The organism is Rheinheimera sp. MM224, assembly GCF_947090785.1.
GTDB lineage: Bacteria > Pseudomonadota > Gammaproteobacteria > Enterobacterales > Alteromonadaceae > Pararheinheimera.
Window position 1 is genome coordinate 4,181,890 of record NZ_OX352320.1, and the last position, 12,833, is coordinate 4,194,722.

A 12,833-nucleotide genomic window follows, 5' to 3' on the forward strand; every position below is an offset into this window, starting at 1 on the left:
TCATAAACATATGATAAAAAACAACTTTATTAAAAACACTAAATCCAGTTAAATTAACTGTTGGTTATTTATCCAAAATTGTTTAAAGTGCGCGCTCATTTGTGCTGCCTATACTGCGCCAGCTCTGGCTTTTGCATTCCTTTGCTATGCTTAAGCCGCTGTCGTATTCCTGTCACAAGGCAGCCTTAGTCTTATTTTGTTTTTGCCAGAAGGAAACAAAGTGCGCACCACAGAACTTGTTGATGGCTTTCGTCAGTCCGCCCCTTATGTGAACTCTCACCGTGGCAAAACCTTTGTGGTGATGCTTGGTGGTGAAGCTATAGATCAGCCCGGCTTTCGCAGCATTATTAATGACATAGCTTTGCTAAATACCCTCGGCATTAAGATAGTGCTGGTGTATGGCGCACGGCCACAAATTAATAAAGCGTTGGAAAAAGCCGGTTTAAATTGCGATTACCACAACCGTATCCGGGTGACGGACGATGATTCCTTCCATGTGATCAAACAAGTCGCAGGTGCTTTGCAGTTAGATATTACCGCCCGTTTATCCATGAGCTTAAGCAATACGCCAATGCACAATGCTCAAATCAACGTGGTGAGCGGTAACTTTGTCATAGCTCAGCCTTTGGGTGTGGACGATGGCATCGACTACTTGCACAGCGGCCGTGTGCGTCGTATTGATGTGCAGGGTATTCGCCGCCAGTTGGATAACAACGGCATCGTATTAATGGGCCCAGTGGCGGCTTCTGTAACCGGCGAAAGTTTTAACCTGACAGCCGAAGAAATTGCCACTCAGGTCGCGATAAAACTCAAAGCTGAAAAAATTATCGGCTTTAACGAAGCCGGCGGTATTGTTGGTGAAGATGGCGATATTACCGCTGAACTGATGCCCAATTACGCTGAACATTTAATGTGGCAGATGGAACAAAAAGAAGATGTATGCACAGCAACAGTCGCCTTTTTGCATGCCGCTATTACCGCCTGTCGCTCTGGCGTTTCGCGTTGTCACTTAGTCAGTTATGGCGACAATGGCGCTATGTTGCAGGAATTATTCTCCCGTGATGGTATTGGTACTCAGATAGTGACCGAGGCAGCAGAACGTTTACGTGCTGCCAGCATTACTGACATAGGCGGTATTCTGGATTTGATACGTCCACTGGAGCAACAAGGTTTATTAGTGCGTCGTTCGCGTGAACAGCTGGAAATGGAAATAGACCAGTTTGTGGTGATTGAACGTGATGGTTTAATTATTGGCTGTGCTGCGCTTTATCCATTCCCGGAAGAAAACGTTGGTGAATTTGCCTGCTTAGCTGTGCATGAACAATACCGTGATGCCGACCGTGGCAGCGCCTTGCTGAAAAATATTATTCAGCTGGCTCGCCAACGTAAATATTACCGTTTATTTGCGCTGACCACCCGCAGTATTCACTGGTTCCAGGAGCATGGCTTTGAGCTGGTGACAGTGCAGGATTTACCAGAGAAAAAACAACAGCTGTATAACTATCAACGCCGCTCTAAAATTCTGGCTTTGGATTTATAAAGCTTTTTTCTGTTGTATTTGCTCTACCACAGTCCGGGCTAAGGCCCTGGCTGTGGTCCACTTGCCTCCGGATACAGTCAGCAACTGCTGCTGCCAATTTAATGCATACTCCCGACTGGCGGTGCTGGCACTGTCGCTGCCTCCCAATAAAGGCCTGACTCCGGCAAATTTCCCCAACACATCGGCATCACACAATGGGCTGGCAAAATAGTGGTTATACAATTTCAGCAAATAGGCCTGCTCTTCGTCACTGCACTCTATCGGTTCTGCCAGACTTTGCCGTACTTCTGTAGTGCCCAATAAAGTTTTCCCCTGATAAGGCAATACAAAGACAATACGGCGCTCCCCCGGCACTTCCAGCATATGACCATAACGACTTACTGCAGGCACCAGCAAATGACTGCCACGCACCAGATCCAAAGCTTGTTGCAGCGGCAGCTCCGATTGCTCCAATAGCTGATTACTCCATGGCCCCGCCACATTCACCACTAGATCAAAGACTTGCCAGTCAGAACTGTTAGCCGCAAATACCCCACCGCTGGCCGTAATTTGCGTTACCGGGCAATGCTGGTGAATTTGCACTCCGGCTTTGATGGCTTGTTCTGCCACCCAAAGCCCAAGTTTACGGTCGTCCATCTGGCCATCAAAAAACAAATAAGCCCCTGTTAAACCATCAGTTTTTAATTCAGGCGAACAACGTTTTGCCTGCTCTGCCGTCAGCCAGCGATGCCGGCCTATGCCTTTTTTTCCACTCAGTACGTCATAAAGCCACAAACCAATTTTGATTTGCCAGCGCGGCCTTTGGCCATTTTGATAGATAGGATAAAGCAGAGGTAATCTTTTGGTTAAGTGTGGCGCTTTCTTCAACCACCAGCGTCTTTCCTGCAAGGCTTCATGCACCAGACGAAACTCGCCCTGTTCCAGATAACGTAAACCACCATGCAGTAATTTAGAGGAGGATTTGCTGGTCGCCTGCATCAGCTCATCGCGTTCAAACAAGGTCACCTGATGGCCAGCCAACGCCAATTGCCAGGCGGATGACAAGCCATTAATACCACCACCTATAACAGCTATGTTCATATGCTAATCCATTAAGTCTTTGATCTATCAAAGCAGAACACAGCTGCTTTGTCGAACTGCTTTGCCGAACTACTTTGCTGGCTCTGGCTGGCTGATAAGCAGCATGATCTGGCCTGAATTCTGGCAGACAGTTCATGCTGTCTCTGCTGAAATAGGTTGAAATGAATTAACAGGAGACGGCGATGTTAGAACTCAGACCCAACTGTGAGTGTTGTGATGCCGATTTAGCACCAGCAGAACCAGCCTATATCTGCTCTTTTGAATGCACCTTTTGCCCGGATTGCAGCCACAAACTGGCTAGGGTCTGCCCAAACTGCGGCGGAGAATTAGTCAGACGGCCGATACGCCCTGCTTCTAAACTAGCCGCCAATCCACCTTCAGCGGTACGGGTGTTTAAACCTGATTGCAAAACAAAAACAACACCTTAGTTCATCAGCGCCATAGCGGTTTGAATTTGTTGTTCAGTTAAACCCTGATCCTGCATTGAGCTGACTAAATTATTTTTAGAGTCCACTAAACCCCGACTTAAACTACTGACTTCTGCTTGTAACGCCTTTACCTTTTCCTGTTTTTCTTCAGGTGGCATAGAACTGTTACTCATCAGTTGTTGCAGCTCTTGTTGTTTTTTCTCAAGCTCTTCCTGCTTATCACGAATAGCTTTCAGTGACTGCTTAACGCTGTCCGGCAGTTCACTTTCGTCTATATCTTTATCTCTTTCCGCTTTTTTGGATTTTTGTAATCCCAGTGGCGATAGATCCACATGGATACCCACAGGAGCTTTACTGCTGTCTTTTTCCGGGGCTGAGGTTTTGTCATCAGAAACAGGGGCTGCCTGCGTTGCTGCAGGCACTGCGTTTTGAATGCTCAGATTGAGCATCTGGTTTAAGTCCATTTTTAACATCAGCTTTGCACCGAAAATAGAGAATCACTCTATTATCGGTACCAGCTCCATAAACTTTAATTAGCTTTAGCGGGTTTGACCGTCGCCTATCACTATGTACTTTTCTGTGGTCAAGGATTCCAGCCCCATGGGGCCATAGGCGTGCAGCTTAGAGGTTGAAATCCCAATCTCGGCGCCTAAGCCCAGTTCGCCACCATCGCTAAAACGTGAGGACGCATTCACCATCACCACAGCGCTGTTAATTTGCTTTAAAAAACGTTGTGCTGTACTGATATCCTGAGTGCAAATCACCTCGGTATGATTGGAGCTGTGCTGTTGGATATGCACAATGGCGTCATCGTAGCTGGCTACTATTTTCAGTGAAATTGCCAAACGCAGATATTCGGTATCGAACTGTTGGGGTTGTGCGACAACGGCATTAGTGAAATAGGCAGCCGATTGCTCGCAGGCAAACACTTCAACCTGATATGGCGCTAATGCAGCTGCAGCCAAGCGCAAAAATTCAGGGGCTACGGCCTGATGCACCAACAAGGTTTCCAGCGAATTACAGGCACTGGGTCTTTGGACTTTACCATTTATAAGTAAAGCGATTGCCTTCTCAAGGTCTGCCTCTTTATCCACGTACAGATGACAGACACCTTTGTAGTGTTGAATCACCGGAATTTTACTATTGTCGCTGACAAAATGAATTAAACCTTCGCCGCCTCGTGGTATCACTAAATCGACCGTGTCTTTTTGCTGCAGCAATTCCAGTAATAAAGCCCGGTCCGGATCTGGGATTACACTAATAGCTGCTGGATCAATACCCTGCTGCGTCATGGCTTTATGCAAAGAAGCTGCAATAGCCAGGCTTGAATTTAAGGCTTCACGGCCTCCGCGCAAAATCACCGCGTTGCCTGATTTTAAACACAAAGCCCCAGCGTCTGCTGTGACATTAGGCCTGGCTTCGTAAATCATCGCGATGACGCCAAGCGGAATACGCATTTTACCCACTTGAATGCCGTTAGGCCTTGGTGCCATCTGGCGAATTTGCCCTACAGGGTCTGGTAAGGCCGCTATATAACGCACTGCATTGGCTAAGGTTTTAATCCGATCTTCAGTCAAAAGCAGGCGGTCCAACATAGCCTCTGCTAACTGCTTTTCGCGCCCTGCCGCCATATCTTTGGCATTGCCAGCCAGAATCAAAGCGGTATCGGCTTCCAGTTGATCAGCCATTGCCAGCAGTAACTGATTTTTATCGGCCTCGGATAACTGCGCCAGTTGCAAGGCCGCGATTTTAGCTTGCTGGCAAATAGCTTTAATATTTACGCTTGTCATGCTCAGCCCTCCACCAGCGCTAAATCGTCGCGGTGCACCACCACTTCGCTTGGGCAATAACCCAAAATACTTTCAATCTGCTGACTATGTACGCCACGGATTTTACCAAGCTCAGCCACACTGTATTGGCTGATACCTTTGGCCAGTTGTTTACCGGCTTGGTCACACAACCAAATAGCGTCACCTTTATCAAAATCACCGCTGATGCTGCTGATACCTTTTGGTAGCAAAGAGGCACCTTTATGCAATAACGCCTGCACAGCGCCGCTGTCGAGCTGTAGCTCACCCCGGGTTTTTAAACTGTGTAACAACCAGTGTTTTTTTGCACTTAAACGTTCCTGCTGTTTATGAAACAGCGTGCCACAGGCTTTACCAGCCAGCAGAGCTGCAAAGCTGTCGGCTTTCTGGCCGTTAATAATTAAAGTATCAATGCCTTGTGACGTGGCTTTACTGGCCGCCTGCAACTTGGTCGTCATGCCACCTGTGCCAATGGCATGGTGACTGCCTCCCGCCATGGCATAAATTTCCGGCGTGATTAGATGTACTTCAGGAATAAGCAGCGCATTGCTGTCAGAACGTGGATTAGATGTATATAAACCATCGACATCAGAGCAAATAATCAAAGCATCGGCATCAACCACTGTAGCGACCAAAGCAGCCAGATTGTCGTTATCCCCTACTTTCAACTCAGCGGTTGCTACCGTATCGTTTTCATTCACTATAGGAAGCACGCCGTGATCGAGCAAAGTACGCAGCGTATTGTGGATATTTAAATAACGGTTACGGTGCTGTAAATCATCATGTGTCAGCAGAATTTGCGCACAATCCACATCCAGCAAATTGCGCCAGCTTTGCATCATGCGGGTTTGGCCTACAGCGGCCATAGCTTGTTTAACATTAATGGGTAAGGGGTGATGGGCAAAGGGAATTGCAGCACGGCCTGCAGCCACACTACCAGAAGATACCAATACCACTTCAACCCCTTGTTGCCTGCACTCGCTGATAAACCCAGCGATGGCCAGCAAATAACGGGTGGAGCAACCTTTTGCTTCCGGTGCAATCAGGGCACTGCCCACTTTAAGCACCAGACGTCGCCACTTTAACCCAGCCATAAAACCCATTTATCTCCAGTTATAATTTAACCACCCGAGCATACCTATTTAGACGTATATATGTCTATAGCCTTCGTACTTGCAACCACAGCGGCGTTGACTGCGTGCTCTCGCCCCAGTCACTTATTTCAGCAGACTAATTTTGCTTACTGGCGAGTATTCGCCTCAATCCATAAACACATAGTGAACTATGCTCCTGAGGTCTCCATCACTTGTCGCCTTGCTGCAGCTGCAATTACTTTGGCTACTCGTTTTGGCCTCAAAATAACGCATAACAACAGTAAATGGCGTATAGCATAAGTAAAAGGTATTTCGGTAAAATCTGACCAACAATGCATTACTTTTTTGTCCTAAGCAGAGCCTGATGTCGCACAACACTATTTCACTGAACCAACAGCGCCAACCTTTGGATCACCTCGACTCTGTCTGGCTGTTTGGTTACGGCTCACTGATTTATAAAACTGACTTTGACTATTTGGCCGCTAAACCAGCCTGCATTTATGGTTGGGAACGCCGTTTTTGGCAGGGCTCACATGATCATCGTGGTACGCCTGAGGCGCCTGGGAGGGTGCTAACCCTGATTGAAGCACCAGGATCACGTTGCGCCGGCATGGCTTATCAAGTAACACCAGCGACCTTTGAACATTTGGACCATCGTGAAAAAAATGGATATTTGCGTGTGTTTACTCCACTACATTGGCTCAGCGAAGCGGGTGAAACTCAAGGCGTGGTGTATTTAGCCAGCCCAGATAATGAGGCTTATCTGGGCACGGATACAGAAACCGCTATCGCCGCGCATATAGCACGAAGTCATGGTCCAAGTGGGCCGAACAGTGAATACGTGCTTCAACTGGCACAGGCGCTGCGCGATATGAATGAGCAAGACGAACATGTGTTTGCGATTGAGTGCGAACTGTTAAGGCTGTTAAAGCAAACCTGATCGCTGCACCATTCCTTCACCCAAATACTGGGGGAGCTTCTTACTTTGGCTCTGTTCAGCTTTATTCATCGCCATCCATGGCGATCTCTCCAAAGAGCCAAGGCTCCGCGTTGTTAAGCATTGACCCGGGCAATGTTTTTAGTTCAGCGCTAATTCAGTTCAACTGAGGTACAATTGCGTCACAATAATTCAGGAGATTTCGCATGATAGCCAAACAGTTAGGTTTAGTTGCCTTATGCAGCACTTTAGTTTTATCCGGTTGTGCCAGTATGAATATCGCACCGGAAAATCAGAACACCGCCAAAGGCGCAGCCATTGGTGCTGGTGTAGGTGCAGTGCTGGGTAAAGCAACAGGCAACCACAAAAACAAAAGGCTGGCTATTGGTGCAGCTATTGGCGCTTTAGCAGGCGCTGCCGTGGGTCGTTATATGGACCATCAGGAAATGGCTTTGCGTGATCAGTTATCCGGTACTGGTGTCAAAGTGCACCGTGACGGCGATATTTTACGTTTAGAAATTCCATCACAAATTACTTTTGCTGTGAATCAGTCATCTATCCAGCCTCAGCTGTATCCGGTGCTGAATGATGTAGCTAAAGTACTGGGTGAATACGACAAAACTATGCTGGTCATAAGCGGTCATACCGACGATACCGGTGCTTATGATTACAATATGCAGCTGTCAAAAAAACGTGCTGAAAGCGTAAAAGATTATTTAGTGGCGCAGCGTTTAAACCCAATCCGAATTGAAACTCAGGGTTTAGGCCCAAGCTACCCAGCTGTACCTAACAATTCTGAAAGCAACAGAGCGATGAACCGCCGCGTTGAGATTCATATCGAAGCTATAACGGAATAGGATGGCTTAGGCTAAAGCTTTTAAACATATAAAGCTGTTAAAAGTGTAAAGCTGTTAAAAATTTAAAACTCCGGCTATGCTGCCGCTGCATTTATTGCAGTAGCAGCATAGCCGGAGTTTTTTTATGGGTTTATTGTGGTTAGTCACGCTGATTTGGGCTTTTAGTTTTTCCTTGATCGGCGAATTTTTATCTGGCCGGGTTGACCCTTACCTGGCTGTCAGCAGCCGTATGCTGCTGGCCTTAGTGTTATTCCTGCCCTGGTTACTGAAAAGCACCAGCTCCCGCTTTCAGGCTATGGCTCTTGCCGCTATTGGTGCTATCCAGTTGGGGCTGATGTACCTGCTGCTGTATCACAGTTTCCTGTATTTAAGTGTCGCTGAAGTACTGCTGTTTACCATTCTAACCCCTGCCTATATCTCAATACTGGATTACTTCTGGCGTTATAAAAAGCTGCATCTGCGCTGGTTAGGCCCTGCCTTGCTGGCTATTGTGGGTGCTTTAGTCATTCGCTATCAAAACTTAAGCGCAGATTTCTGGTGGGGTTTAGTGCTGATACAAGCGGCCAACTTATGTTTTGCTTTTGGTCAGGTGGCTTATCGCCAGCTGGATTTGGGTTCAACAGGCTCACAACGCTATAACTTCGGTTGGTTTTTTGTTGGTGCCACTCTCATCAGCTTACTAGCGACAGCGCTGTTTGCCGATTGGAACAAAATGCCAACGACCACTCTGGATTACGGCATTTTAGTCTGGTTAGGTCTGGTTGCTTCTGGTTTAGGTTATTGGTTATGGAATGCTGGCGCCCGACAAGTGAATGCGAACCAGTTGGCGGTGATGAATAACGTGCTGATCCCGGCAGGCCTGGTAGTGAACTTTGTATTTTGGCAACAAAACGTCAACTGGTGGACTTTATCCGCAGGTTCCGTATTAATTTTAGCCAGCTTAGGCTGGGCAAGCTGGCAGAAAAACCTGAAACAGAATTGAACTCTTGATATCAAATCAATAAGATAAAATCATAGAAAACAAGGATGTGAGATTTTTATGTGGATTATTATCCGGCTGTTGCTGAGTCTGGCTGTCGCTGTGTCGCGAATGATTTACCGGCTGAGTCCCAAGGCATTGCCAGAGGCAGGGAATTATCAGGGTATGCCTTATTACCTCGATACCAGCGAGGATAAAGAAGGAGACAGAATTGCATTCCAGCTGGGGATGCCGTTTCCTACAGAAAGCCTGTTTAAATTTGGACCAGAAGGAAACGCCGCCAGGCTATGTAAAGCTTTGGGGATCAGCACTGAATATCAGAGCGGTGATACAAACTTCGATGAAAAAATCTATCTGGCCTGCGACCATCCAGTGCTGTTGCAACAACTGGGCAACAGTACTCAAAGCCGTGATTTAATTCTGGAGTTATTGGTCAACCGGCAGTTTGTCAGCATCTGGTCTGACGGTGAAGTGTTGTGGGCTTCAAAAAACAGCGATCAAGATCCAAGTGAAACTGAAATCCAGTTACTGGCTCAGCTGGTTGCGAGCCTGATGCCAGTTTGTCAGGCCGCCCTGCAACACAAAACATCTTTTTTCTGGCGGTTTTTATGGGTTGAAGCTTTTGTCTGGGGATTGTTTGGCTACGCTGCGACAGTCTTTTTGGAAAACCGTTTTAATCATCATGACTACCACCTGGACTCTGTGACTCTGTTTCAATACGGTCTTGTTGCAGCAGCTCTGCTGATGGCTGTCCTGATGTTGATTATCATACTGTTACTCAGAAAATCATCCCGCGGTCATACCATAATAACGGAAAGCTTTGTGTTGTTACTGCTGACGTTACCTCTCTGTGGCATGCAACTGGTATCAGATATCAACCGCAACTTTGACAGCGCTGAGGCACAGCAGCAGATTGGTATTATTAATTCTGTCACCAAAAGAACCAGCAGTGGCCGCAGATCCGGCCTATGGACACCACGCACGACCTACCAACTGAAACTACAGGACCAGTTATCGGCATTTGGTACCCAAGTACCGCAACGAATTGATATATCAGAAAGCACTTATCAGCACGCAGACGAGGGCAAACAGTTACTGCTGAGTATTAAACCCGGTTTTTTAGGCTTACCCTGGTATGAAAAAATGACGGTGTATCCAGCACACACCAAAATTCAGCCATAAACATAAAGTAGGGGCGACCTTTATGGTCGCCCGCCATTCCATCATTTCTCTGCAAAAGCCTTCTTTACAAAATTAGGCAAAGCCATAGCAGCCTGATGCACTTCGGCATTGTAATACTGGGTTTCAAAGGCAGGGTTTTGTGCCGCGGCAACGCGGAAGCCGTCCAATTTGGTCTCTTTACGAGCCAAAGTACAAGTCCACCAACCTGATGGATACACCATCTGCGGGAACAACAGGCTTTGTAAATCAGCAAAACCAGCGTCTGACATGGCATCACGCATGGCTTTTAAAAGTGGCATATGGATCAGTGGCGACTCGCTTTGTTGCACTAAAATGCCACCTGGGCGCAGTGCTTTTAAGCAGCTTTCATAAAATGCTCTGTTAAATAAACCTTCACCCGGCCCTATAGGGTCGGTGGAGTCGACGATCACTACATCCAAAGATTCTGGTGCAACATCACGCATAAACTGAATACCGTCGGCAAATTTTAAGGTTGCGCGTGGGTCGTTATTGGATGCACAGAGTTCAGGAAAGTATTTTTCCGCCATGCGGGTCACTTGTTCGTCGATATCAATTTGAGTGACTTGTTCGATATCAGGGTGTTTTAATACTTCACGCAAAGTACCGCAGTCACCACCACCTATAATCACCACCTGTTTTGGCGCTGGGTGAGTAAATAACACAGGGTGGCTTAACATTTCGTGATATAGGAAATTGTCACGGCTGCTCAGCATAATAACGCCATCAATCACCATCAGATTACCAAAATGCGTAGTCTCAAACATTTCGATATGTTGAAAAGGCGACTGCACCTCATCCAGTTTTTTGGTGATGGCCAAACCAAAAGCACTACCACTGGCCGCAAAAATTTCGGTGAACCATTTGTTGTCGCCCGACATACTTATCTCCTGAAAATCAACTAAGCTGGGTATTTTGCCAGTCAGGGCAATATGAGACAAACTTTTCATGTTTTTTTCACTGCATTGGCTTTAAAATAGCGCATCATTTTTTTAAGGGCACGACAATGGCAGATTGGGGTATCGAAAAAGCACGATCCATATATAACGTAGCAGTCTGGAGTGAAGGCTATTTTGATGTTAACAACAATGGCGACCTGGTAGCTTATCCGGATCAGGACCATAAAAAACCTGGTATTAATTTCCCGGAACTGACTGCCCGTTTTAAAGAGGAAGGCTTAACCCTGCCCGTATTGGTACGTTTTACCGATATTCTGCAGCACCGTGTTGGCACCTTAATTAATTCTTTTGCTCAGGCCAAACAAGAGCGTGAGTACAAAGGCGAATACACAGCCGTTTACCCTATCAAAGTAAACCAGCAATTTTCTGTAGTGAAAAAGCTGGTGAGCCATGACAGCGGTAAAGTAGGTTTAGAAGCGGGTTCCAAACCTGAGCTGATGGCTATTTTAGGTGTCACCGACAAACCTTTGCGTATTGTCTGTAACGGCTACAAAGATTCTGAATTCCTGCGTTTAGCCACTATTGGCCAGATGATGGGTCATCAGGTTTATGTGGTAGTTGAGAAAATCACTGAATTAAAAACCTTAATCCGCGAGATCGACAGTTTAGGTCAGGCGCCTATGATTGGTATCCGTATCAAGCTGAACTCAGTCGGTAAAGGCAAATGGCAAAACACCGGTGGTGAAAAAGGCAAGTTTGGTTTAACAGCCACTCAAGTGCTGCAAGCCATCGACATTCTGCGTGACGCTGGCAAACTGGACTTATTGCAGTTAGTGCACTTCCATATCGGCTCTCAGATTGCCAATATTCGTGATATTCACAATGCGATTCGTGAATGTGCCCGTCACTACGCTGAACTGCGCACTTTAGGTGTGCCTATCACTACGGTTGACGTAGGTGGTGGTTTAGGTGTGGATTACGAAGGTTCAAACTCACGTTCAGCCTGTTCGATGAACTACACCATGCTGGAATACGCCCGCAACGTGGTGTACGGCTTAAAAGAAGTCTGTGACGAATACGACTTGCCACATCCGAACATTATCACTGAATCTGGCCGTGCTATGACTGCACACCATGCTGTGTTAATTACCGATGCAATTGACGTTGAACGCGCTCCGGGCTTAGTGAATATGCCAGAGCCAAGCGAAGATTCACCGGCCGTGATTTGGGCTTTGTGGGATTCGTATAAAAACGTTACGCCACGTACAGCGGTAGAAGCCTACCACGATGCAGTGCATTATTTTACCGATGCCCACGCTCAGTATGTGCATGGTTTGCTGACGTTAAAAGACTGGTCTTTGCTGGAGCAAATTTACTTTGCCACCATCAACAAAGTGAAAAACAAGCTGGATTTATCCTCGCGTTCACACCGGGATATTCACGATGAGTTAAACGAGAAATTAGCCGACAAGCTGTTTGTGAACTTCTCTTTGTTCCAGTCTATGCCGGATGCCTGGGGTATTGACCAGTTATTCCCCGTGATGCCACTGGAACGCATGAATGAGTCGCTGGAACACCGCGCTATTATTCAGGACATTACTTGTGACTCTGACGGTGTACTGAAAAGTTATGCCGACGGTAACGGTATTGAATCCAGCTTGCCACTGCCTTCTTACAAAGAAGACTCGCAGTTCCTGTTGGGTATGTTTATGGTCGGCGCTTACCAGGAAATTCTGGGCGACTTACACAACCTGTTTGGTGACACAGACTCAGTCCATGTTGAATTGGATGACGAAGGCGGTTACCGTCTGACCAATGCGATTAAAGGCGACACAGTGGCTGACGTTTTACGTTATGTACAGTTTGACGCGAAGAAGCTGCTTGCCTCTTATCAGAAGCAATTAGCGCGGATGGACTTTAGCCCGGAGATGCAGGCGTCTTATTTAGATGAACTGAAATCCGGGGTTTATGGTTACACCTACTTCGAAGATTAAGGTAAACTTGCCACTGA

The 12,833-nt window shown here is 46.8% G+C and carries 12 protein-coding genes; 7 read left to right on the forward strand and 5 right to left on the reverse strand.

What is annotated here, in order from left to right:
• Nucleotides 1-220: 220 nt before the first annotated feature.
• Nucleotides 221-1,540, forward strand: a complete 1,320-nt coding sequence (gene argA / locus OM978_RS19465) for an amino-acid N-acetyltransferase (protein WP_233009200.1) — start codon at nt 221-223, stop codon at nt 1,538-1,540.
• On the opposite strand, the gene OM978_RS19470 is transcribed toward argA, so the two are convergent.
• Nucleotides 1,535-2,620, reverse strand: coding sequence for a glycerol-3-phosphate dehydrogenase/oxidase (locus tag OM978_RS19470; RefSeq protein ID WP_264344035.1), 1,086 nt, complete (start codon nt 2,618-2,620; stop codon nt 1,535-1,537). The two genes, argA and OM978_RS19470, sit on opposite strands and share 6 nt — an antisense overlap.
• 182 nt (nt 2,621-2,802) lie before the next feature.
• Here OM978_RS19470 and OM978_RS19475 point away from each other — a divergent pair, with 182 nt between their 5' ends.
• Complete coding sequence (locus OM978_RS19475) at nt 2,803-3,048, forward strand: DUF1272 domain-containing protein (protein ID WP_264344037.1); 246 nt, start codon at nt 2,803-2,805, stop codon at nt 3,046-3,048.
• Here OM978_RS19475 and OM978_RS19480 read toward each other — a convergent pair.
• The 3 genes from OM978_RS19480 to proB all read right to left on the reverse strand — a co-directional run bounded on the left by OM978_RS19480 (nt 3,045) and on the right by proB (nt 5,959).
• Complete coding sequence (locus OM978_RS19480; RefSeq protein ID WP_264344038.1) at nt 3,045-3,521, reverse strand: hypothetical protein; 477 nt, start codon at nt 3,519-3,521, stop codon at nt 3,045-3,047. The genes OM978_RS19475 and OM978_RS19480 overlap by 4 nt on opposite strands.
• A gap of 66 nt (nt 3,522-3,587) precedes the next feature.
• Entirely contained in the window at nt 3,588-4,838 is a 1,251-nt protein-coding gene (locus OM978_RS19485; protein ID WP_264344040.1) for a glutamate-5-semialdehyde dehydrogenase, read from the reverse strand.
• A gap of 2 nt (nt 4,839-4,840) precedes the next feature.
• A complete protein-coding gene (proB, locus tag OM978_RS19490; RefSeq protein ID WP_264344041.1) occupies nt 4,841-5,959 on the reverse strand; it encodes a glutamate 5-kinase in 1,119 nt (372 codons plus the stop codon).
• A gap of 355 nt (nt 5,960-6,314) precedes the next feature.
• On the opposite strand from proB, the gene OM978_RS19495 reads away from it, so the two are divergent.
• The 4 genes from OM978_RS19495 to OM978_RS19510 all read left to right on the forward strand — a co-directional run bounded on the left by OM978_RS19495 (nt 6,315) and on the right by OM978_RS19510 (nt 9,905).
• Nucleotides 6,315-6,890, forward strand: a complete 576-nt coding sequence (locus OM978_RS19495) for a gamma-glutamylcyclotransferase (RefSeq protein WP_264344042.1) — start codon at nt 6,315-6,317, stop codon at nt 6,888-6,890.
• A 203-nt stretch (nt 6,891-7,093) separates the two neighbouring features.
• Nucleotides 7,094-7,744 carry an OmpA family protein gene (locus OM978_RS19500; protein ID WP_233009193.1) on the forward strand — a complete coding sequence of 217 codons (651 nt, stop codon included), beginning with the start codon at nt 7,094-7,096 and terminating at the stop codon, nt 7,742-7,744.
• Nucleotides 7,745-7,868: 124 nt separating this feature from the next.
• Nucleotides 7,869-8,726 carry an EamA family transporter gene (locus OM978_RS19505; protein ID WP_264344044.1) on the forward strand — a complete coding sequence of 286 codons (858 nt, stop codon included), beginning with the start codon at nt 7,869-7,871 and terminating at the stop codon, nt 8,724-8,726.
• 57 nt (nt 8,727-8,783) lie between these two features.
• The gene (locus OM978_RS19510) at nt 8,784-9,905 is read left to right on the forward strand and encodes a hypothetical protein (protein WP_264344045.1); all 1,122 of its coding nucleotides are present in this window, start codon (nt 8,784-8,786) and stop codon (nt 9,903-9,905) included.
• A 41-nt stretch (nt 9,906-9,946) separates the two neighbouring features.
• On the opposite strand, the gene speE is transcribed toward OM978_RS19510, so the two are convergent.
• Nucleotides 9,947-10,804 carry a polyamine aminopropyltransferase gene (speE, locus tag OM978_RS19515; RefSeq protein WP_264344047.1) on the reverse strand — a complete coding sequence of 286 codons (858 nt, stop codon included), beginning with the start codon at nt 10,802-10,804 and terminating at the stop codon, nt 9,947-9,949.
• Between the two features lie 125 nt (nt 10,805-10,929).
• Here speE and speA point away from each other — a divergent pair, with 125 nt between their 5' ends.
• Nucleotides 10,930-12,816 (forward strand): biosynthetic arginine decarboxylase, encoded by a 1,887-nt coding sequence (speA, locus tag OM978_RS19520; RefSeq protein ID WP_264344048.1) that lies wholly within the window; start codon nt 10,930-10,932, stop codon nt 12,814-12,816.
• The last annotated feature ends 17 nt before the right edge of the window (nt 12,817-12,833 follow it).

Excerpts from the sequence above, each read along its gene's own strand:
- OM978_RS19505 (WP_264344044.1), top strand. The coding sequence starts at position 7,869 with ATGGGTTTATTGTGGTTAGTCACGCTGATTTGGGCTTTTAGTTTTTCC.
- OM978_RS19480 (WP_264344038.1), bottom strand. The coding sequence starts at position 3,521 with ATGTTAAAAATGGACTTAAACCAGATGCTCAATCTGAGCATTCAAAAC.
- speE (WP_264344047.1), bottom strand. The coding sequence starts at position 10,804 with ATGTCGGGCGACAACAAATGGTTCACCGAAATTTTTGCGGCCAGTGGT.
- OM978_RS19510 (WP_264344045.1), top strand. The coding sequence starts at position 8,784 with ATGTGGATTATTATCCGGCTGTTGCTGAGTCTGGCTGTCGCTGTGTCG.
- OM978_RS19495 (WP_264344042.1), top strand. The coding sequence starts at position 6,315 with ATGTCGCACAACACTATTTCACTGAACCAACAGCGCCAACCTTTGGAT.
- OM978_RS19470 (WP_264344035.1), bottom strand. The coding sequence starts at position 2,620 with ATGAACATAGCTGTTATAGGTGGTGGTATTAATGGCTTGTCATCCGCC.
- OM978_RS19485 (WP_264344040.1), bottom strand. The coding sequence starts at position 4,838 with ATGACAAGCGTAAATATTAAAGCTATTTGCCAGCAAGCTAAAATCGCG.
- proB (WP_264344041.1), bottom strand. The coding sequence starts at position 5,959 with ATGGGTTTTATGGCTGGGTTAAAGTGGCGACGTCTGGTGCTTAAAGTG.
- OM978_RS19500 (WP_233009193.1), top strand. The coding sequence starts at position 7,094 with ATGATAGCCAAACAGTTAGGTTTAGTTGCCTTATGCAGCACTTTAGTT.
- OM978_RS19475 (WP_264344037.1), top strand. The coding sequence starts at position 2,803 with ATGTTAGAACTCAGACCCAACTGTGAGTGTTGTGATGCCGATTTAGCA.
- speA (WP_264344048.1), top strand. The coding sequence starts at position 10,930 with ATGGCAGATTGGGGTATCGAAAAAGCACGATCCATATATAACGTAGCA.